A 21035-nucleotide genomic window follows, 5' to 3' on the forward strand; every position below is an offset into this window, starting at 1 on the left:
GCTCACTCACCGGCTGCCGGGGGCTTCGGAGAGCGGACCTCCTCTTCGGGCCTCTCCCAGAACGGCCGCTGGGGCTCGTCGTTGTGCACGACGATGTCGGCGTGCCAGGTCGGGCGGGCCGTAGCGAAGTAGAGCTGCTGCGAGGGGATGTAACGCTCGCGCCAACGCCGCTCGACGTCCGCCCGAGTTGACACCCGTTCCTCCCGGATGACGGCACGATCCACGGTCCTTTCAAGTGCCGTCGACACGAAGATGCGCAGGTCCCACCGATCAATCAGTTCCGGGCGCAGGAGGAAGACGCCGTCGAAGACGAGCACAGCGTCGGCTGGGGCAGTCGTGACCGGCGGCGACAGCGCGGCATCCGCGGTCCGGTCGTAGACCGCGTGTTGGAAGCGTCGATCTCCACCCGGGCCGAGCGGATCGAGCAGAACCCGCTTCAGCGCCTCGTTGTCGTGGGTGTCGTAGTAGCAGCCTTCGGCCGAGTACTCGCCGCGCGGATAGCGCTGGGGCCGGGGGAAGAGGAAATCGTCGATCGTGGCGCGGATGACGTCACGGCCCTGATCACGTAGGACGACGGCCAACTCGTCGGCGAGGGTGGTCTTGCCGGCGGCGGGTGGCCCGTCGACGGCAACCCGCGTCGGGTGCGCCACGGCGACGGACCCGACTGCCTCAGCCAGGCGGTGGAGCAGCTCCTCGCGGGTGCCTTGAACCATGTCTGCCGATTCTCGTCCCACATCGCTCCCCCACTGTCTGTCGATCTCTTGCGAACTGGCTAGCCTGTCGGCCCGGATTAGCACCTCCATCGACGTCGGTCACATCACGTAGGGTCTGCCGATGGTCGTACGGTTCCTGGCGCACCTCCGGCCGCCGCTTGTCGTGTGCGGACACCTGGCTGCTCTGGTGTTGCTCGCCCTGGACGCGCGCCGTGAATGGAGTGCGTACGGGCTTGTCATTCTCTTCCTGTTGCTGGGTGCGCTTGCTGCAGTACCAGCGGCGTTGGTCGACTCGCCAGGGTTCCGGCTGATCAGCCTGATCGCACAGACCGTCGGTGCCGGCGTCATCGTGTTGGCTCTCCATGACTCGGCCGACAAGCGGGCTCTCTGGGTTTACGTGCTGTCCGCCCTGACGGCGGTGATCTCGCCGATCAGCCGGCCAGGGCTTGGCCGGACGACAGTGTTCGGCGTGGGGACGGCAGTAGTGCTCACCATCGGCGTGTCGGCTCCAGCACTGGCCTGGGGTGGGAGGCAGCCCGAGGCGGTGGTTTGCGTGCGGGAGGGGCAGTCCGCTGAGGAGCTGGTGCGCGAGAGCCACCGCTTCGACCCGAACAACGTGATTGCGGGCTTCGGGTCAGAAGGGCCGCAAGCGCCGTGCCTGGAGGTGCTGTTCGATCCCGGTGCCACCGCTGGCGACGCCGCCGACGTCGTCCGCCGCTACTCCGCGGACCCGAAGGTCTCGTCCGTCAGCCGGACACGCTGACACTCAGCGCACAGCCGCGCCGTTCGCGGGTGCCATCAACCATGTCGCCGTCCTGCCGGGTCAGGCGCGGCGGGCGTTCGTCTTGATCGTGTCCACGAACGAGTCTCAGGCGGGGGCGCGTAGCGCAGCATGCCGGCATCGGGCGCCTCTCGTGATCCACTCTGCCTATTTCCTGTTATGCCAATTGACACAACATCATCCAGCCCATAAATTCTCCGCCATGGATGAGGTCAGACGGCCCGGACGGCCTCGCAAGACCCCCGGCCAGCTCGCCCGATGGACTCCACCGGAGGGCTGGTCGCGCCTGGTCGCCTGGCTCTCGCCAGAGGAGAAGAGGGCGCTCAAGCACGTCGCCGTCGAGGCCGATGTGGCCGTGGCCGATCTGGTTCGTGCGTTGGCCAGCGGTCTGGTCGACGGGGTCGTCACCGCCGACGAACTGATCGGGAAGGTCAGGAGAGGGGCACAGGTCATGGAGAAGATCCCCACGCTGTTCGAACGCGACGAGCACTTCCGGGTCGTCGACCGCCCCAGGCCGGACTGCGCCTGGGTGTTCGACGGCGAGGGCTCCCCAACCGAGAAGCTCGACGGTTCCAACGTGCGCCTCACCGTCCGCTCTGGACAGTTGGTGCGAGTGGAGAAGCGCCGCAACCCCAGCAAGGCGCAGAAGCAGCAGGGCATCGTCGATGGGTGGTATGTCGACACCGACGATCACGCCGCGGAGGACAAGTGGATTCTGGTCGCTGCCCGCCACACCGACGTGTCGGACTGGCCCGACGGCGAGCACCCGTGCGAGGCGCTCGGTCCCCGCGTTCAAGGCAACCCACTTGGCCTGGAAGAGCACACATGTGTGCCGTTCAACCTCCACGTGCCCGCCCTGCTGGACGCGCCCCGCAGCTATTCCGAGCTGCAGGACTATCTAGCCGCGTTGGAGAGCCGATTCGCCCCGGGCCATCTGGCCGAGGGCATCGTGTTCCACCACCCGGATGGCCGGCGGGCCAAGATCAAGCGTAAGGATTTCCCCCGCAGCGCGTGATCCGTCGTCACACCCAGGGCGCCAGGGTTTCTTGTAAGACGGCAGGACAGAGAGCAGACGCTTACTACAGCACCACTGAGATCATTTCGATGTCGCACATCGTCACGTGGGGCTCAACCAGTCGCTTGGCCTCCTGGGCATCCTTCTCGGTGAGGAAGACGCCCAGGTTGTGCCACCTCCGACGGCCGTCCTGCTCGGTCAACGCCTTCAGCAGGTGCAGGTAGTGGTGTCGTTCCCGGCGTACGCCCTCCGGAAGGCCGCCGAGGAACGCCTCCGCCACCTTCTGTGGCGAGGCGATGTCCAGCTCGCCGCCAACTCCCACAGTTCATCGCGAGCCAGCCGCAGAGCGAGCGCCTCGCTGTGGTCGCTGTCGCCCCAGTTCGCTCGGACTCTCGCATCGTCGGCGAATCGAGCCCGCAAGGCCCTGTCCCGGAACTGCGGCGTCGGCACGAGGAACGCTGCCTGCCCTGTCGGCCCAAGGACCGCACTGGTAGCTCTCAGTCCTGAGTCCGGTGCTGCGGGATCCACCCTCAAGTACCCGGCCTAGGTGATCGCAATTTCACCCACAGTAGTCACGCGAGCAGATCATAGGGCGTGAGGGCGGAGCAGCTCCCCCTCGCTGGACGTGCCGGTAGCATGACTTTGGGAAGTGTTAGCAGTTCAAATGCTTGATCACTGATCAAGCAGAATATTGTGGACGGTGAGACATCTACATTCGCCCCTCGCCACGGATAGTAATTAGCTAACCGGGGATGACGAGGGGAAACGATGAACGAAACGCTGGCGACGGCCGTCTCCGATCACGGAGCGTTGGCCTTGGCTCTTGCCATCGCCGGAACGGCGGCAGGGTTGGCACGCGCATACGTTGCGCACCGAACACGTCTGCACGAGGAGCGTGAGGCGTCGACACGAACCGCCGCCCGGGCGACCTGGCTGATCAGGCTGGCGGAGGCCGAGCACGATGTCGTGCGGATCGTGGAGCGTGATCGGGACGGGCATCGCGAGGTGGAGCTGGGCAGCCGCGACGCGACGCGGCGCGACGACACCAGGGAGGCCGCGTGATGGGGGTGGAGGGCACCGCCGCCCTGACACCGGAGCCGGTCGACGGTGAAGCGGCGCGCAGGGCGGAGGCCACGCGCCTCAAGGCAGAGCACGATCAGGAGTTCGCCGCTTTCGCCGAGGGCAGCTACCACACGGTGGAGCGAATTCTCCGGGCGGCGTGCTGGGATCGCGAGGTGGTTCAGGACGCTCTCAACGAGGCGTACCTGCACGGACGCGTCCAGTGGTTCAAGATCCGCACCTACACGGAGCCGATCGGCTGGGTGATCATCACGGCCCGAAACAAGATCCGCAAGGAGTTGCAACGACGTCAGCGCGAAGCCGCCGTGGCGCCGGAGGACCTGCCCCCGGCACCGCACACCGACATCGCCGACGTATGGGAGGCACAGGAGACGCTGAGGAACTGGATGCACCACCTTCCGTCGCGGCAGGCCGAGGTGTTCCAGATGTCTCGTGAGGGTTTCTCCAACCAGGAGATCGCGCGCATCCTCGGATTGGCCGAATCCAGCATCCGCTCCTACAAGCTCGCTGCCAGGAAACGCCTGCGTGAGCTGGCCGAGGAAGCCGGCTACACGGACTCGGAAGGCCGCCGGCGCCAGGGAGGCAGCCGTGGACCTCGATGACATTCTGACGTTGGCCGAGACCAACCAGCCGAGTCCTCTGGAACTCGCCCGTGCACGCCGCGTGGCGCGAAAGGCGCAGGGCGAGTACGACCTGTCCGTCGCCGAGGGATACGAGATCATTGTCGACGCCGACCTCGTCGATCCGCTGACCGCGGTTGTCGACGAGGCGACCAGAGTCGCCCGTGCCGCGCAGCTGGCGAAGCTCGGCACGATCACCTGGACGACCGGTGGAGGGAAGTCCGATGGTTTCGGGCGCCTCATCTGGTCGGATGAGATGGCGATGATCTTCGGGCATGCTCCGGGAACACTGCGCCTCACGCCCGAAAGGCTTGCCAACCTCGTCCATCCCGCAGACGTGGAGACGGTTCGCAAGGTTGTGCGGACGGCATGGGACCGCCGCCGCCCCGAGGAGGTCACGTTCCGGGTGATCCAGCCGGGTGGCACCGTCCGCCACGTGCACTGCCACATCGAGATTCTCACCACCGACGGCACACCATCGGGAATCATCGCCACCGGCGCAGATGCCACCGCGCTCGAACTTGCCTGGCAAGAACGTCGCAGGCTCGCCACTCGCAGCAAAATGCTGTGCGCCGACCTGGCCGCGCTGGACCTTGTCACCGGACTGCCGACCCGCAGCTACCTGACCGACGAGGTCGACCGAGCCCGTCGCACCACTGGCGGAGCACTCATCGTTGTGGCAACCGAACCCACCACCCGGCCACCCGACGCGCTCACCGACGAGAACCACGACGACCTGACGGCAGAGATCGCACAGCACCTGCGAACGATCGTGGGCGACGAGGTGACGTGCGGTCTGGTCGGCCCCGGCCTGTGGGGCGTACTCCTCGCTCCGGCCGAAGGGCACACGGAGGCTCCCGAGGCCCTGGCGGCTCGGATCGTCGACACGTTCCGACGCCACCTGTTCAGCGTCCAGCACAAGACCTTGCGCCTCAACACGTCGGCGGGCCTGGTGCTCTTCGGCAGCGGGGTGTCGGCAACCGGGTTCGACCTGCTCGTCGACGGCGAACACGCGGCCCGTGACGCGCGCAGCGACGGCGTCCCGACCACCGTCCTCAGTGAGCCGGTGGCGACCAGGGACCGGATAGACAGATGCCGGTCACAGGTACGACAGGCGGTGTCTGCCAACAGGTTCGCCCTCTACGCTCAGCCCATTGTCGACCTCCGCCTCAACGAGGTCACTCGCCACGAGATCCTGTTGCGGGTTCGGAGCGATACCGGCCAGTCCGTGGCACCGTGGGCTTTCCTCGACATGGCCGAGCGCGTCGGCGAGATCCTCACCGTGGACAAGTGGGTCATCGACCATGCCCTCGAACTGATCGGCCGCGGCGCCCAGACCTCCCACTACCAGGTCAACATATCCGGCAAGTCCCTCGCCGACCCGGGGCTGCTCACCTATGTGACCGAGGCGATCCGCCGACACGGGGTGAAGCCGGAATGCCTGACCTTCGAGATCACCGAAACCACCCTCATCGAGAACCGCAACGAGGCCCTCGCCTTCGCAACGGGGATCAGGGAGATCGGCTGCCACCTCGCGTTGGACGACTTCGGTACGGGATACGGCGCCCTCGCTCACCTGAAGTACCTGCCGGTGGACCTGGTAAAGATTGACGGGGTCTTCATCGTCGATCTCTGCCGATCGCCCGCCGACCAGGCCGTCGTCTCGAAGCTGGTGGAGCTGTGCCACACGCTCGGCATCCGTGTTGCTGCTGAATATGTCCAGGACGAGGAGACGCTCGAATTTCTGAAGAGGTGTGGAGTCGACTTCGCCCAGGGCTACAAGACCGGACGACCCGAACCGATTGCGGTGAGCCCCGAGAAGCCGGTGCGGACGATTGAACTCGAACTGCGGCTCCCGCCGCAGCAGACCGCCATGGGCTGAGTAGGAGCCAGAGACGTGAGCCAACGCGGCTGCGCCACGGTGCCGTCGATGCGATCACCCGTCACGCATCGGTCCCCCGACGAAGATGGCTGGGCGGTTAGACGTCGAGGTCGATCTGTAAGCCCTACATAATCGACCTCGACGTTCTGGCGCCGGGTGTGGCCGGCGTCGACGGCGGTCGGACGGTCACCTTCCAGGCCACTAACCTCGGCGATGCCCACCGGCTGATTCAGCTGCTCGTGCAAATCGCACGCCATCAAGCCCAGCTAAGACGTGAGGTCTGCCTTCGGCCAGTGTTGCCGGGCAGCTAGGCCGATATCGCCAGCAGGCCGGAGCCCAGCCGGAGAGGCTGGCGGCACCACCCTGTTTACGGCAGCCGTCAATGCCTTCCCCTCCCGCTCAGGGGCGGCCGGCGTTCGTTTTGATCGTGTCGACGAACGCGTTCCAGGCGGCGGGCTCGAAGCTCAGCGTCCCGGCATCGGGCGCCTTGGAGTCGCGAACGTCGACCTGGACGCGCCGGTAGCGCACCTCGACGCACTGGCCGTTGTTGCCGGAACGGCTCGACTTGCGCCAGGCGTTACGTTCCATGCTTGCTCAGCTCCTTGATGAACCTGATCGACTCGGTGGGTGACATCGCCAGCCTCCTCAGATTGTCGTACGCCGCCGACAGCCGCGCCAGGTCGCGGCTCGACTCAAGGAACAGCTCGCCAGCCAGGGTTTCGATGTAGCCCAGTGGCGGCTCGTCCCGCTCGAAGCTGAGCAGGGCGAAGCCGCTGCTGTCCGCCAGGTGGGCACCGGCCTCGAAGCGCAGCACCTGGATCGTCACGTTCGGCAGCCGGCTCATCGGTCATGGCGTACGGCTTCGTCGCACTGGCCCGTCCGTGGTTGCAGGATTCAGATGCCGCCGGGCGTTCCACCGTCACTGCCATGTGCGGCATCGTGCGAAATCTTCTCGTTTCCGCCGCCACCCTTGCCGCGGAGGGTGCCGCGTTGGGTTCGACGCCTGTCGCGCTCGATCTGGCGAGCAGCAACCCGCGCTGCCCGCATCACTTCCGCACGGTCCTGCGGCTGAGCCGCATGCCTGCGACGACGCCACAGCAGACCGGCGGCAGCAAGTCCGACTGCCAGTACTACAGCCAGCAGCCCCCACGCCGCTGAAATGCCACTCATACAGCGACGCTACTCACTGTCGACCGCGACCAGCATCAGGCGAATAGGCCGACGCGTCCATCGCCCACCGACAACAGAGCCCCGGTCGAGCGTCCCCGCTCCTGCTGCCACACGACGGGCCGCAGAGCCATCTCCGCCGGGAGCCTCACACACCGTGGGGGCGAGGACTTCCGGCCAGTCCGTGGGTGCAGAGCGATCCGCGATGCGTCTTGCTCCGTCGCTGAGCAAGACGGGGACCTGTTCGAGGAGATCTGGGCCGGGTGGCGGGCCGACTAGACCGAGCAGCGGGTAGTGCTGCTGTGGACTGAGGACGTCGCTTCGGACCTCGATGCGGCGCGTCCGGGTCGTCGATAGCACGGCTGAGCAGGGAAAATGGCTGGTGGGCCGGAGGTACCACGCCTCAAATACCTTGAGCCCTACGCCGAGGCGGCCCGCACGTGGCTGCATGCCGAGGCCGAGGTCGTCGACACCACGCACCTCACGCCCGCCCAAGCAGCCCAGCAGATCGTCCTCCGAGCTACCGGGGGTAGCTACGTCGATCAGTAGAGCCATCGGTCGAGCACTGCGGGCCAGAAATGGGTTGTATGGTCGCCGTCCCCGAACGCGGGCGGGTCAAGGGCCTTGATTCGCTCCAACAGGTCGGCGAGCTCCGCGAGTGCTTCGTCTTCGGCCTGTCCGTCCTCGTCCCAGCGGTCGACGACGGTTGAGCTGGTCAGCCAGCTACCAACCATGTGCAGCGAACACAGCCAGTGGGTGATCGTCGAGTTGACGAACCCGGTGCTGCCGTCCGACGACCAGATCTGCACCTCACCGGTCCCCGGCGCGGCACCGTACACCCAGTCCAGGTCATCGGCGTTCGCCAACCGGTACATCGTCGGCTCTGCGTGGAATGACACCGCGCTCACGAGGTCATCGATCAGCGGTACGCCAGAGGAGACCAGCGCGGCCTTCTGCGGCTCGGGAAGCCGCCACGTCGCCACGTCCAGCTCGGTAGCACGCACCACCCGCCCAGTACCGGCCCAGGCCGTGACCGCCCCGAACGCGGGAGGCAACGGAAGATCATCAACGGGCACGCCAACGAGGGTAGTCCGGCCACGGTTCCAAGCAACCAGCGTTCGTTGTGGCGGCCAGGCATCCGATCATTGACCGGGCGGCGGGTCGTGCTGCTGCGGACTCAGTGCGGACCGAGGGCGTCGACCCGGACCTCGATGCGGTGCGTCCGGCCATCGACAGCATGGTTGACCAGGGAAACGGCTGGTGGGGCGGGCGGGACTCGAACCCGCAACCGAGGGATTATGAGATCAGAATGTCCGCGACGCCGACCTGTGCACACATGGGTTTGCCAGCGGAAGTGCCTCTCGACGTCTCTCACCGCTCCACCGTCGTTCTTCGGGCTCTTGCGGACTAGATGCGGACCGCTCCCCTGGCCTAAAAACTTGGCTCGATCTAGAAGTAGGACCACTCGCTCGTGGGCACGTAATCCCACGTCACCTTTGCCCGTTCTTGGAGAAAGACCGGCCGGCTAAGAACCACGTCGCCTGCCCGCTGGGCGCGGATGATCAACCCGAGGTCGGCTAGCTCCGGATCTGCTGCGTGTGTATAACGCAGCTCTAGCCCGTGCGTTTTCGCATGGTCACACGCCCACTGCTCCACTTCCGAGGGCACACGTCCGACCAGCGTCTCGTCGTTGAGCGTTACCTGTGGGCCGGTGAGCGCGTCAATCGCAACGCAGTACAGTAGCCCGTTCTCGTAGTAGGTATTCACACCGAGATGGGCGAATGGAATCTCGGCGCACGCAGGCAGGCCCGAACCGACGGTGAAGACGCCCGGCCGACTTGGGTCGAGTACGTCGACCACCTCGTCACATCTCATCCCAAACCGGAGCGGTCCCACGCTGACCAGCGGGATGAAGCGCCAGTGATCACGCTCCTCGTCATTTCTAGCGTCCCAAATGCCCATGGCCGACACTCCTCACCCGCGCTGTAGACCGCAGACAAGTTATCGGGCAGCGTCGACGCCCTATTGCTGTGGCCACTCCCACGGTCTGCGGCACTCATCTTCGAGGCAGGCACTGCCGGCACGCTGGTAGTGAGGCCATGACGCTGGACGTGTACGCGGACCTCTTCGAGGACGACCTGGACCAGGTGGCGGACCGCCTCGACCGGGCGGCGGGTCGTGCGGCTGCGGACTCAGTGCGGACTGAGGGTGTCAGCCCAGACCTCGATGCGGTGCGCCCGGCTCGTCGCCAGCATGGCTGAGCGGGGAAAACGGCTGGTGGGGCGGGCGGGACTCGAACCCGCGACCGAGGGATTATGAGTCCCCTGCTCTAACCGGCTGAGCTACCGCCCCGAACACCGCGCCGGATCTTATCCCGCTCGGCGATCAGCAGCCAGCACCGAGCCGGCCGGCGCCCACGCCTGCACCAGCACGATGGGCAACAGGAATATAACAGCGTGCTCGGGTACGACTGTCAGCCGGCGCGCAGCTCGTCGAGCACGGCGCCGGCGGCGCGCCAGCCGCTGGTGAGAGCGCCCTGGATCGATGGGCTGTCCCGGTGGTCACCGGCCACGAACAGGCCCTCCCCCAGCGCCACCGGCTTGCGTAGCCGTCCCTGTGGTGGCGGTGCGGCGGGTAGCGCGTCGGGGATGGCCACTGTGGTGAGGTGGGTCCAGTCGGCGGTGGAGCGCCCGTACAGCCGGGTCAACTCGGCCCGGATGGTCGGCTCGGGTGGGGCCGTGGGGCCGACCACCGAGGTGGCGATGAGGTGCCGTCCGGCGGGCGCGTACGTCGCGGCGGCGTTGCTGAGCACCACACTGTTGGCGACGAGTTCGCGTCGGTCGCCGTCGACGAGCAGGATCGGCTCGGTGAGCGGCGGCTCGGGGGCGCTGTGGTAGTAGGTGGTGTAGCTGTGCATGCGTACCGTCGCCAGGGCTGGCAGCAGCGCGGACGCGGCGGGTGGGTCGACGGCGACCACGACGGCCCGGCAACTGATGTCGCCGGCCTGGGTGCGGACCCGGCCGGGGGTGACCTCCGCGACCGGGGTGTCCAGGTCGAGCAGGTCGGCGGGCAGCGGTGCGGCGATGGCCCGGGGCAGCGCTGCCATCCCTTCGGCGGGCAGGCCGATCCGGCCGCGGGCGAAGGAGCGCAGCACCATCGCCAGTACGTGACTGGAGGTGGAGAGTTCCCGGTCGATGAACACGCCGGACAGGAACGGTCGCAGCAGTTCCTCGATGATGGCGTCGGAGAGGCCGGCGCGGCGCAGCGCCGTCTCGGTCGTGGTTTCGGGTGCGGCGAGCAGTCGGGACGCGGGGAGGGTGGCGCAGCCGGTGGCGAGCGCGGCGAAGCGCAGCCGGTCGAGCAGGGAGCCGACGCCGGCGAGTGCGGTGCCGGGCCCGCTGGTCGGCTCGCGTAGCGGATTGACCAGCCGCAGCAGGTTGTCGCCCTTGCGGACCAGCACGCCGGAGGTGAAGTAGCCGAGGTTGAGCTGGTCGGTGTCGAGCAGCGTGCCGAGCCGCGGATAGGCGGTGTTGAGCACCTGGAAGCCCCGGTCGATGAGGTGACCGTCGACCACGTCGGTGGCAACCCGGCCGCCGAGCCGGCCCTCGGCCTCCACCAGCCGCCAGGGCACGCCGGCGCGGTGCAGCCGGCGGGCGGCGGCGAGGCCGGCCAGGCCGCCGCCGACGATGACCACATCGGTTTCAGCCAGCACCGCGCGCCTCCCGCTCACCGTTCGCCCGGGACAACCGGCCCGGCCACCAGATCTTCGGCCCGATGTCGTACGCGAGTGCGGGCACCAGCAGCGACCGGACGATGATGGTGTCGATCAGTACCCCGATGGCGACCGCCGTACCCAACTCGACGAGCACCACGAGTGGCAGGACGGCGAGGGCGGAGAAGGTCGCGGCGAGCACGATGCCGGCGGAGGTGATCACCCCGCCGGTGACGGCGAGGCCGGCGAGCACCCCGGCGCGGGTGCCGCGCTTGACCGATTCCTCGCGGACCCGGCTCATCAGGAAGATGTTGTAGTCGATGCCGAGCGCGACCAGGAAGACGAACGCGAACAGCGGGAACGACGAGTCCACGCCGGGGAAGTCGAAGACGTGGCGGAACAGCAGCGCGCAGAGGCCGAGGGTCGCCGCGAAGCTGAGCAGCACTGTGGCGATCAGCAGCACCGGGGCGAGCAGGGCGCGCAGCAGCAGCGCCAGGATGACGGCGATGACCACCAGCACGACCGGGATGATGACGTTCTGGTCGCGCTTCGCGGCGTCCGAGGTGTCCACGTTGATCGCGGTGAAGCCGCCGACCACCGCGTCCGCGCCGGGCACCTGGTGCACGGCCACCCGCAGCTCGCGGATGGTCCGCTCGGCGCCGTCGCTGTCGGGTGGGTCGGCCAGGGTCGCCTCCAGTTGCACCCGCCCGTCGACGACCTTGGGGGCGGCGTTCGGGTCGGGTGGGCCGGTCTGCGGGCCGGCCGTGAGGGGGCGGACGTCGGCGACACCGGGTACGTCCGTCGCCACCTGGGCGACCTGTCGGGCGGTCTGTTCGGTGGTGAAGATGGTGGCCGGGCTGCCGGTGCCGGCCGGGTAGTGCCGGGCGATCACCTCCTGGCCGTCGACCGAGTCGGTGCGCTGGGTGAACAGGTCGGACTGGCCGAGGGTGGTGGCGCCGAGCTGGGTGAGGCCGAGGGTCAGCAGGGCCAGCACGACGGCGGTGGTCAGCCAGATCGGGCGGGCGTGCCGGGCCACGAAGCCGGCGACGCGGCTCCAGATGCCGTGTTCGGCCCGCGGGTCGGCCTGGTCGGCTCGGGGACGGCGGGGCCAGAACGCCCACCGTCCGCCGAGCACCAGCAGCGCGGGTAGGAAGGTGAGCATCACCAGAAGGGTGGCGGCGATGCCGATGGCGGCGACCGGGCCGAGCGCCCGGTTGGAGTTGAGGCTGGACAGCAGCAGGCAGAGCAGGCTGACGATGACAGTGCCGCCGGAGGCGATGATGGCCGGCGCGGCGCCCTTCCAGGCGGTCTTCATGGCGCCCCAGGGGCGGTCGTGCCGGTGCAGCTCCTCCCGGTAGCGGGCGATCAGCAGCAGCGCGTAGTCGGTGCCGGCGCCGAAGACCAGCACGGTGAGGATGCCCTGGGCCTGTCCGTTGAGCTTGACCACGTCCGCGTCGGCGAGCAGGTAGACGAAGACCGAGGCGAGGGCGTACGACATTCCGGCAGCGAGCAGCGGGAAGATCCAGAGGACCGGGCTGCGGTAGACGATCAGCAGGATGACCAGCACCACGACCAGGGTGACCAGCAGCAGTGGTCCGTCGATGGCGGAGAAGACCTTGATCAGGTCGGCGAGCAGGCCGGCCGGCCCGGAGACGTCCACTGTGAGCCCGTCCCGGTCACCGCCGGTGATGTCGCGGAGCTGCTCGACGACCGCGCCGATCTCCTCGCCCTCGGCGTCGTCCACGGGTACGACGACCTGGAGGGCCTGGCCGTCGTCGCTCGGGATGGGCGGGGGCAGCGGGGTGACCACGCCGGGGATCTGGGCGAATCGGGCGGCGTCGGCGCTGACCCGTTGCCGGTCGGCGTCGGTGATCCCGGCGGGTCGCTCGTAGACGACAAGCGCCGGGATGGTCTGCCGGTCGACGAACTCGCCGGCGAGGTCCTGGGCGCGGGTCGCCTCGGCGTCGGTGGGTAGGAAGGCCGCGTTGTCGTTGGTGGCGACCTCGCTGAGGCGCCCCGCGTACGGGCCGGACACGCCGCCGATCACCAACCAGGCCAGCACGACCGCCACCGCGATCAGCGTGGCCTTGCCGCCTCGTCCGGACATCCGCACTCACCCCAAGGATCGACGCATCAATCGACGCAGCGGTAGCCTCAGTCGACATCGACCATCCTGCCGGGCAAGCAGGTCGAGGGTGGGTGAAACCGGGTCACGCACACGAAAACGCCCGCCGGCCGGTGGCTGACGGGCGTACGTGGAAAAGCTCCCCCGATTGGACTCGAACCAATAACCTGCCGGTTAACAGCCGGCTGCTCTGCCAATTGAGCTACAGGGGATCGTGCTCCGCGCGACTTCGGATCTCCCCGACGCCGTGCGACGGGACAAGAGTACAGGACATCCCCGGGTGGTGGTCCAGTGGGTTCCCTCCCCGCTGTCGCATTGACAATAGGGGTAAATCGCCATCCCGGCACAAGCATGCTTGAGCGGAGAGCAGGATGGGTAGTTAGCTGCGGACAGAGGACGCAGGCGCGAACAGGTCGCCTTCCGACGGGGCAACTCGCCGGGGTGACGGCGCGTCAGGTACGGAAGGAGCCGCCATGCGCGGAAAGATCATGTTTCTTGGCGGGCTGGCTGCGGGATTCGTCCTGGGCGCCCGTGCCGGCCGGGAAAAGTACGAAGAGCTCGTGGTCCGGGGCCGCAAGGTGCTCGACCACCCGACCGTCCAGGAGGCGGCCGGGGTCGCGCAGGCCCAGGCCAACAAGCTCTACAGCGAGGGCAAGGACAAGCTCGGCCAGACCAAACTGGGCGAGAAGCTGGGCAACGGTAACGGCAGCACCGGCAAGCAGGAGCTGACCGCCGCCGACGACGCGTTCGCCGGCACGCCCGCCACCGTGGGCGCCAAGGCGGGCACCAGCACGGTCGGCACGACCTCCGGGTCGCCGTCGTCCACCAACAACCCCCGCACCAAGCCGTCCGGCTCGGGCACGAACGCCAGCACGCTCTGACCAATCGCACGTCGACGGGCCGGTCGCCGCAGGGCGACCGGCCCGTGGTCTGTCCGACGTGCGGTCAGTCCTTGCTGCTGAACGCCGCGTCGAAGGCGGCGCTCGGTGCGTCGAAGGCGAGCCGGCGGACGAACTGCAACGCCTCCGGGGCACCGACCAGCCGGTCCATGCCGGCGTCTTCCCACTCGACCGAGATCGGGCCGGTGTAGCCGATCGCGTTCAACGCGCGGAAGCAGTCCTCCCAGGGCACGTCGCCGTGGCCGGTGGAGACGAAGTCCCACCCGCGGCGCAGGTCGGCCCAGGGCAGGTGCGAGGCGAGCCGGCCACGCCGACCGTCGCCGGTACGCACCTTCGCGTCCTTGCAGTCCACGTGGTAGATCCGGTCGGCGAAGTCGAAGATGAAGTTCACCGGGTCCAGCTCCTGCCAGACGAAGTGCGACGGGTCCCAGTTCAGCCCGAACGCGGGCCGGTTGCCGATCGCCTCCAGCGTCCGCTTCGTCGTCCAGTAGTCGTACGCGATCTCGCTGGGGTGCACCTCGTGCGCGAACCGCACCCCCACCTCGTCGAACACGTCGAGGATGGGGTTCCACCGGTCGGCGAAGTCCTGGTAGCCGCGCTCGATCATCGACGGCGGCACCGGCGGGAACATCGCGAGGGTGTGCCAGATCGACGAACCGGTGAAGCCGACGACCGTCTTCACCCCGAGCTTCGCCGCCGCCCGCGCGGTGTCCTTGATCTCCTCGGCGGCCCGCTGACGGACCCCCTCGGGCTCCCCGTCGCCCCAGATGCGGCCGGGCAGGATGTCCTGGTGCCGCTCGTCGATCGGGTGGTCGCAGACCGCCTGACCAACGAGGTGGTTGGAGATCGTGAAGACCTCAAGGTTGTGCTTCGCGAGGGTCTCCCGCTTGCGCTCGACGTACGAGTCGTCGGCGAGCGCCTTGTCGACCTCGAAGTGGTCGCCCCAGCAGGCGATCTCCAGACCGTCGTAGCCCCACTCGGAGGCGAGCCGGCAGACCTCTTCGAACGGAAGGTCGGCCCACTGGCCGGTGAAGAGCGTGATGGGTCGCGCCATTGTCCTTCTCCCCTGTTGTGATGGGGATTCCTTGTGCGGACCGGGGCGAGGGTGACCGGACGTGCGCGGCACCCGAGCGGTCACCGGTGGGTGCGGAACACACCTGAGCCCGGCGGGTTGCGCCTCCCACCGGGTCACCGGCCACCAGCACGGTCGCCGACCCCCACCCTATTTCCGCAGTGCCCCCTCGGGGAAGCCCCACGGTCGGCCGATCATCCGATCATTTCCTCGGGCGCGGGCAGGACGGCCCGCACGGTGAAGCCGCCACCGGCCCGGGGGCCGGCGGAGAACGTGCCGCCGAGCCGCTCGGCGCGCCTGCGTACCCCGAGTAGACCCCGACCGGCGGTCTGGGTGCCGCCGCCGGCCGGGGCGGGACCGGCGCCCTCGTCGCGGACCTCGATGGTGATGCCGGCGGCGTCGTAGCGCAGGCGGACCCCGACCGGTGCGCCGGGCGCGTGCCGGCACGCGTTGGTCAGCGCTTCCTCGATGATCCGGTACGCCACCACGTCGACCGGGCCGGGCAGCGGCCGGGGTTGCCCGGCCACGGTCCACCGCACCGGTTGACCGGCGGTGAAGCCCTCCACCAACGCGCCGAGGCGGTTCAGGCTGGGCGCCGGCTCGGACGGGTCCTCGGGCTCGTCGGCCCGGCCCAGCGCACCGAGCAGCTGATGGCCTCGCGCCAGCACCGTCCCACGCCACTGCGCGAACAACCCCATGCAGGTCAAGGTACGGCAGCAAGCTGCAAGCCGGTCCGCGCCGCCCCCCAGCCCGCCGATCTTGCACTTTGTGTCGACGAAACGCCGGCATTGCGGCATTCATCCCGACAGAAAGTGCAAGATCGACGGGGCGGGGGTGGGGTGCAGCGCGGGGCGGCGCGGGGGCGGCGCCCCGCCGGCGGGGTGGAGCCGGCGGGACGACGCGTCAGGGGGTTGGTTAGGGCAGGGTCCACTTCTGGTTGGCCGCGTTGAGGCAGGTCCAGAGGTGCACGATGGTGCTGTCGGCGGAGTTGTTGCCGGAGACGTCCAGGCACTTGCCCGACGACGGGTTGCGCAGGGTGCCGTCGGACGCGGCAGCCCAGTTCTGCGCGCCGCTGCCGTTGCAGGTCCAGAGCTGGATCTTGGTGCCGTTGGCGGTGCCGCTGCCGGAGACGTCCAGACACTTGCCCAGCGCCTTGATCGTCGAGCCGGACACGGTCCAGGTCTGCGCCGTGCTGCTGTTACAGGTGTAGATCTGGATCTGGGTGCCGTCGGCGGTGCCGGCATTGCGCACGTCCAGGCACTTGCCGGCGAGACCCTTGATCGGGCCGACCCCGGGGGTGCCGCCGCCCTTGACCAGGGTGAAATCGTCCAGGTCGAAGAGCCCAGTGCCACTGCCGGTGAAGGTGAGGTAGAGGTTCTGGGTGCTGGACGGGACGTTGGACAGTGCCGTGGAGACGTTGGCGAAGGTCGTCCAACTGCCGGTGTTGGGCACGGCGACCGAGCCGAGCACCGGGCCGGTGGCCGAGCCGGTGCGCACCTGGATGGTGCCGCCCGCGCCGCCGGAGACGACCCGGGCCGTGAACGAGGTGACCCCGGTCAGGTTGACCCCGTTGTACGCGGCCCAGTCACCCGGGTCGATGTAACCGACGGTCTGCCCGCCGTTCGCGCCCTCCTTGGTGAACGCGGAGACGCCGTTGGCCGAACTGAAGGTCTCGGCCTGGATCGTGCCGGTGGGCGGCGGGGTGGTGCCCAACTCCTTGATCCGGATGTTGCGGAAGAAGGTGTCGTCACCGGTGCCGTGGTTCTGGATGCCGATGTGGCCGGCGAGCGAGCGGACCGGGTCGGTGTTGGTGAAGTCGTTGATCTTCACTCCGTTGAGGAAGACCTGCAGCCGTTCCCCCTCGACCAGCAGCTCGTAGGTGTTCCACTCCCCCGGCGCGTTGAGCGCCGCGTCGCGGGCGGCGATGTCGGCGGCCTTGTACGTGTAGATCGCGCCGGTGGTGCGGTCGACCGCGTCGGTGGCGTCGATCTGGACCTCGTAGCCGTTGTTGATCGCCGAATACGGGTCACTCGACGGCGGGAAGCCGATGAAGACGCCGGAGTTGTCGTCACCGGCCAGCTTCCAGTCCATCTTCAGCGAGTAGTTGGTGAACTGCTTGGCGCTGTACCAGTACAGCCCCATGCCGCCGACCGAGGTCAGGGTGGCGTCGGCGTTGGTGAAGCTGCCCGGGCCGGCCTGGGACCAACCGGCCGTCGAGCCGTTGAACAGCGGGGTGTAGCCGGTCTCGGGCCGGCAGTCGGCCTTGCTCCGACCGGAGGCGTACCGGATGCCGCCGAGCAGGTGGTTCCGGAACCCCGACTCCGCGTACGACGCCTGGGTGTGCCCGGCCCCGGTGTAGAAGGACCGGCCGCCGCTGTAGCTCTTGCACCAGCTCAGCGGGTGGTCGGCGCCCATGCCGCCGCCGGAGTACGACGACTCGTCCAGGGTGGCCAGCACGTGGGCGCTCGACCGGGCGTTGGTGCGGTAGTTGTACCACTCGTCGGTGCGGGTCCAGGTCTGCGGAAGGTGGGCGGTGGCCGCGTGCCCCCGGTCCTCCACCTTCATGTTGGCCTGCTGGATGGCGGGGTGCGAGGCGAACCACGCGCCCACGAGGTTGCCGTAGAACGGCCAGTCATACTCGGTGTCGGCTGCGGCGTGCACACCCACGTACCCGCGGCCCGAGCCGATGTACGACTCGAAGGCGGTCTGCTGGCTGGCGTTGAGCACGTCACCGGTGGTGTTGAGGAAGACGACGGCCTCGTACTGGTTGAGGTTGCTGGTGGTGAACGCGGCAGCGTCCTCGGTGGCGGTGACTGTGAAGTTGTTCGCCGCCCCGAGGTCGCGGATGGTCTGGATGCCGACCGGGATCGCGTCGTGCCGGAAACCGGCGGTCTTGGAGAAGACCAGCACGTCGTACGGGGCGTCGGCGGCGCTGGCCGGGGTGGCCGGGGTGGTGCAGGCGATGACGGCGAGTGCGGCCATGGCCGCACCGAGGACGGGTCGCAGGCGTCTGCGCATATCGCTCTCCTAATTGTGGTTAGGAGGGGCCCCTCGCCCCACACTAGGCGTTGTCGAGGGGCCCCTCCCGCCAGCTCAGGGCAGGGTCCACTTTTGGTTGGCGGCGGCGGTGCAGGTCCAGAGGTGGACCACCGTGCTGTCAGCGGAGCTGTTGCCGGAGACATCGAGGCACTTGCTCGACGACGTGTTGCGGAGGGTGCCGTCGGCCTGGGCGGCCCAGTTCTGCGCGGCGGTCCCGTTGCAGGTCCAGAGCTGGATCTTGGTGCCGTCGGCGGTGGCACCACCCGACACGTCCAGGCACTTGCCCAACGACTTGATCGTGGAGTTGGGGGTGACCGCCCAGGTCTGGGCGGCACTGCCGTTGCAGGTGTAGATCTGGATCTGCGTGCCGTCGGCCGTGGCGGCGTTGCGCACGTCCAGGCATTTGCCACCGAGGCCCTTGATCGCCCCGGCCCCACCGGCCGGGGGCGTCCCGGTCACGAAGGTGAAGGCGTCCAGGTCGTAGAGCGCCCCGGTGCCCGACCCGGCGAAGGTCAGGTAGAGCGTGGTCGTGCCGGTCGGCGGGTTGCTGATCGTCCCGGTGACCGTGGTGAAGGTCTCCCAGCCGCCGGTCACCGGGACCGTGGCCGAGCCGAGCAAGGTGCCGGTGGCCGAGCCGGCCCGGACCTGGAGGGTGCCACCGGCGCCCGCCGAGGAGACCCGGGCGTTGAACGAGGTCACGTTGCCCAACCGGTAGGGCTGGAACGCGATCCAGTCGCCGTTGTTGATGTCGCCGACGGTCTTGCCGCCCTCGGCCGGGGTCTTGCTGAACACGTTGATCCCGGACGAGGTGCCGTAGAACTCGGCCTGGCGGTGCCGCGGCGGCAGCGTGTGCTGGGTGTGCGTGGTCAGCCCACCGGCGTCGGTGTACTCGGCGTCGAAGATCGCGAAGATGTTCGCCGCGTCGTCGTGCTCACCGTCGACCGGGATGGTGATCGAGCCCGAGCAGCCGGTCTTCGAGGTGATCTGGTGCCCGTGCTGGTCGTGCCCGAGCACGTAGGTCATCTTGACCTTCGTGCAGTCGATGGTGCCGTCCTCCGGGTCGGTCACAGTGATGCTGTACGGCACCGTGTCCCCGAAGCCGAACAGCTGACCGTTGCCCGGGTTGTTGATCGTGACCGTGGGCGCGGTGTTGCCGACGCTGATCTGCACGCTGCTGCTGCCGGTGGCGCCCTGCGGGTCGCGCACCGTCAGCGTGGCGGTGTAGGTGCCGTTGGCGCTGTAGGTCTTCGTCGGGTTGGCGGCGGTCGAGGTGGTTCCGTCGCCGAACGCCCACGAGTAGGTCAACGCGCCGCCCTCGGGGTCGGACGAGCCGGCCGAGGAGAAGGTCACCGCGAGCGGGGCCGCCCCGGAGGTGCGGTTGGCGCTGGCTTTCGCGGTGGGCGCCCGGTTGCCGCCGCCGACGTAGTCGAAGCGGTAGAGCGCCGAGTTGGCGTCACCGTTGAAGTAGCCGGTGCCGTAGTCGAGGACGTAGTACGCGCCGTCCGGGCCGAACGCCGAGTCCATCACCTGCTTGCCGACCCAGGGGAAGGTGTCGATGGCGCCCCGGGAGCCGTCGGAGTTGACGTGGATCGGCTTGATCCAGCCCCGGCCGAACTCGGTGGCGAAGAACTGCCCGTCGAACGACTGCGGGAACTTGGTGGTGGAGGTCGACGAGGCGTTGTACCGGTAGACCGGGCCGCCCATCGGCGACTCGGAGCCACCGCCGAACTCGGTCGGGGTGCCGGCGTCGCCGGCGTACCGGATCCAGGCCGGCTGGGCCGGCGGCAGGGTGGTCAGGCCGGTGTTGCGGAACGAGTTGTTGGTCGGCCCGCCGGTGCAGTTGTACTTCGCGCCGCTGGCGCTGGTCGCGAAGTCGAACTCGTTGTACGTCTCGGTGCTGGTGTTGGTGCCGGTGCAGTACGGCCAGCCGTAGTTGCCCGGTGCCGCGACCCGGTTGAACTCCACCTGGCCGGACGGCCCGCGGGTGGAGCTGGTGGAGCCGGCGTCCGGCCCGTAGTCACCGACGTAGACCACCCCGGTGGCCTTGTCCACGCTGATCCGGAACGGGTTGCGGAACCCCATCGCGTAGATCTCCGGCCGGGTCCTGGCCGTGCCGGGGGCGAACAGGTTGCCCGACGGGATGGAGTACGTGCCGTTGGCGTTCACCTTGATCCGCAGGATCTTGCCGCGCAGGTCGTTGGTGTTGCCGGCGCTGCGCTGCGCGTCGTACGCGGGGTTGCGGTTGGTCCGCTCGTCCAGCGGTGAGTAGCCGGACGACTCGAACGGGTTGGTGTCGTCGCCGGTGGACAGGTAGAGGTTGCCGGCGGCGTCGAAGTCGATGTCCCCACCGACGTGACAGCACACGCCCCGGCTGGCCGGGACGTCGAGCACGTCGACCTTGCTGGCCTGGTTGAGCGTGAAGTCCGAGTTGAGGGTGAACCGGGAGAGCCGGTTGACGCCGTTCCAGGCCGAGAAGTCGGTGCCGGTGGCCGGCGCGTCGCCGCCGGGGGTGGAGAGCGGCGGGGCGTAGTAGAGGTAGATGTAGCGGTTGCTGGCGAAGCCCGGGTCGACCCCGACGCCCTGCAACCCCTCCTCGTCGTGCGTGTAGACCGACAGGGTGCCGACCACTGAGGTGGTGCCGTTGGCGTCGGTGCGGCGCAGGGTGCCGTTGCGGGCGGTGTGCAGGACCGAGCGGTCCGGCAGGACCGCCAGCGACATCGGCTCACCCATGTCGGTCACGCCGCGGGCCAGCTCGACCTGCTGGAAGTCGCTGGCGACGATCGTGTGCGCCTGGGCGGGGGCCGAACCGGCGGCGAAGGTGACGGTGCCGGCGGCGACCGCCAGCAGCAGCGCTGATCCGGCGGAGAACCATCGTCGGGACCGTTGTCTGGGAGCGGCCTTCATGGACATCTGTGCTGTCCCTTCCTGAC

Annotated in this window: 19 protein-coding genes and 2 tRNA genes; 7 read left to right on the forward strand and 14 right to left on the reverse strand. The window is 68.5% G+C overall.

What is annotated here, in order from left to right; genetic code table 11:
• Window positions 1–2: 2 nt before the first annotated feature.
• Window positions 3–713 carry a cytidylate kinase family protein gene (locus IW249_RS01775; RefSeq protein WP_196919202.1) on the reverse strand — a complete coding sequence of 237 codons (711 nt, stop codon included), beginning with the start codon at window positions 711–713 and terminating at the stop codon, window positions 3–5.
• 121 nt (window positions 714–834) lie between these two features.
• Between IW249_RS01775 and IW249_RS01780 the strand changes: the two genes are divergently transcribed.
• On the forward strand, window positions 835–1476 hold the full coding sequence (locus IW249_RS01780; RefSeq protein WP_196919203.1) for a hypothetical protein: 642 nt from the start codon (window positions 835–837) through the stop codon (window positions 1474–1476).
• 220 nt (window positions 1477–1696) lie between these two features.
• Window positions 1697–2509, forward strand: coding sequence for a DNA ligase-like domain-containing protein (locus IW249_RS01785; protein ID WP_196919204.1), 813 nt, complete (start codon window positions 1697–1699; stop codon window positions 2507–2509).
• 64 nt (window positions 2510–2573) lie between these two features.
• Here the strand turns inward: IW249_RS01785 and IW249_RS01790 are convergent, their stop codons facing one another.
• Window positions 2574–2831 (reverse strand): hypothetical protein, encoded by a 258-nt coding sequence (locus IW249_RS01790; RefSeq protein ID WP_196919205.1) that lies wholly within the window; start codon window positions 2829–2831, stop codon window positions 2574–2576.
• 446 nt (window positions 2832–3277) lie between these two features.
• Between IW249_RS01790 and IW249_RS01795 the strand changes: the two genes are divergently transcribed.
• From IW249_RS01795 to IW249_RS01805, 3 genes are read left to right on the forward strand one after another with little or no spacing between them, the layout of a single operon-like run.
• The gene (locus IW249_RS01795) at window positions 3278–3571 is read left to right on the forward strand and encodes a hypothetical protein (RefSeq protein WP_196919206.1); all 294 of its coding nucleotides are present in this window, start codon (window positions 3278–3280) and stop codon (window positions 3569–3571) included.
• Complete coding sequence (locus tag IW249_RS01800; protein WP_231392867.1) at window positions 3571–4191, forward strand: RNA polymerase sigma factor; 621 nt, start codon at window positions 3571–3573, stop codon at window positions 4189–4191. Before IW249_RS01795 ends, IW249_RS01800 begins: the two co-directional genes overlap by 1 nt.
• Window positions 4178–6091, forward strand: coding sequence for a GGDEF domain-containing phosphodiesterase (locus tag IW249_RS01805; protein ID WP_196919208.1), 1914 nt, complete (start codon window positions 4178–4180; stop codon window positions 6089–6091). Before IW249_RS01800 ends, IW249_RS01805 begins: the two co-directional genes overlap by 14 nt.
• Before the next feature lie 399 nt (window positions 6092–6490).
• Here the strand turns inward: IW249_RS01805 and IW249_RS01810 are convergent, their stop codons facing one another.
• Both IW249_RS01810 and IW249_RS01815 read right to left on the reverse strand, forming a co-directional pair.
• On the reverse strand, window positions 6491–6679 hold the full coding sequence (locus IW249_RS01810) for a DUF397 domain-containing protein (RefSeq protein ID WP_196919209.1): 189 nt from the start codon (window positions 6677–6679) through the stop codon (window positions 6491–6493).
• Entirely contained in the window at window positions 6669–6935 is a 267-nt protein-coding gene (locus IW249_RS01815) for a Scr1 family TA system antitoxin-like transcriptional regulator (protein ID WP_196919210.1), read from the reverse strand. Before IW249_RS01815 ends, IW249_RS01810 begins: the two co-directional genes overlap by 11 nt.
• A gap of 5 nt (window positions 6936–6940) precedes the next feature.
• Between IW249_RS01815 and IW249_RS01820 the strand changes: the two genes are divergently transcribed.
• On the forward strand, window positions 6941–7249 hold the full coding sequence (locus tag IW249_RS01820; protein ID WP_196919211.1) for a hypothetical protein: 309 nt from the start codon (window positions 6941–6943) through the stop codon (window positions 7247–7249).
• A gap of 551 nt (window positions 7250–7800) precedes the next feature.
• Here IW249_RS01820 and IW249_RS01825 read toward each other — a convergent pair.
• From IW249_RS01825 to IW249_RS01850, 6 genes are all read right to left on the reverse strand, one after another.
• Window positions 7801–8334: an SUKH-4 family immunity protein gene (locus IW249_RS01825; protein ID WP_196919212.1), complete on the reverse strand. Its 534-nt coding sequence runs from the start codon at window positions 8332–8334 to the stop codon at window positions 7801–7803.
• A 373-nt stretch (window positions 8335–8707) separates the two neighbouring features.
• On the reverse strand, window positions 8708–9220 hold the full coding sequence (locus IW249_RS01830) for a hypothetical protein (protein ID WP_196919213.1): 513 nt from the start codon (window positions 9218–9220) through the stop codon (window positions 8708–8710).
• Between the two features lie 313 nt (window positions 9221–9533).
• A tRNA-Ile gene (locus IW249_RS01835) sits at window positions 9534–9610 on the reverse strand.
• Window positions 9611–9731: 121 nt separating this feature from the next.
• A complete protein-coding gene (locus tag IW249_RS01840) occupies window positions 9732–10970 on the reverse strand; it encodes an FAD-dependent oxidoreductase (protein WP_196919214.1) in 1239 nt (412 codons plus the stop codon).
• Entirely contained in the window at window positions 10960–13077 is a 2118-nt protein-coding gene (locus IW249_RS01845) for an MMPL family transporter (RefSeq protein ID WP_196919215.1), read from the reverse strand. Before IW249_RS01845 ends, IW249_RS01840 begins: the two co-directional genes overlap by 11 nt.
• A gap of 157 nt (window positions 13078–13234) precedes the next feature.
• A tRNA-Asn gene (locus IW249_RS01850) sits at window positions 13235–13307 on the reverse strand.
• Between the two features lie 261 nt (window positions 13308–13568).
• Between IW249_RS01850 and IW249_RS01855 the strand changes: the two genes are divergently transcribed.
• On the forward strand, window positions 13569–13976 hold the full coding sequence (locus IW249_RS01855; RefSeq protein WP_196919216.1) for a hypothetical protein: 408 nt from the start codon (window positions 13569–13571) through the stop codon (window positions 13974–13976).
• A 64-nt stretch (window positions 13977–14040) separates the two neighbouring features.
• Here IW249_RS01855 and IW249_RS01860 read toward each other — a convergent pair whose 3' ends face one another.
• The 4 genes from IW249_RS01860 to IW249_RS01875 all read right to left on the reverse strand — a co-directional run bounded on the left by IW249_RS01860 (window position 14041) and on the right by IW249_RS01875 (window position 21015).
• Complete coding sequence (locus IW249_RS01860; RefSeq protein WP_030488695.1) at window positions 14041–15048, reverse strand: sugar phosphate isomerase/epimerase family protein; 1008 nt, start codon at window positions 15046–15048, stop codon at window positions 14041–14043.
• Between the two features lie 212 nt (window positions 15049–15260).
• Window positions 15261–15764, reverse strand: a complete 504-nt coding sequence (locus tag IW249_RS01865; protein WP_196919217.1) for a sensor histidine kinase — start codon at window positions 15762–15764, stop codon at window positions 15261–15263.
• Between the two features lie 217 nt (window positions 15765–15981).
• Window positions 15982–18084 carry a ThuA domain-containing protein gene (locus tag IW249_RS01870; protein ID WP_196919218.1) on the reverse strand — a complete coding sequence of 701 codons (2103 nt, stop codon included), beginning with the start codon at window positions 18082–18084 and terminating at the stop codon, window positions 15982–15984.
• 75 nt (window positions 18085–18159) lie between these two features.
• A complete protein-coding gene (locus IW249_RS01875; RefSeq protein ID WP_196919219.1) occupies window positions 18160–21015 on the reverse strand; it encodes a PQQ-dependent sugar dehydrogenase in 2856 nt (951 codons plus the stop codon).
• Window positions 21016–21035: the final 20 nt, after the last annotated feature.

The sequence above is a fragment of the Micromonospora vinacea genome, from assembly GCF_015751785.1.
GTDB lineage: Bacteria > Actinomycetota > Actinomycetes > Mycobacteriales > Micromonosporaceae > Micromonospora > Micromonospora vinacea.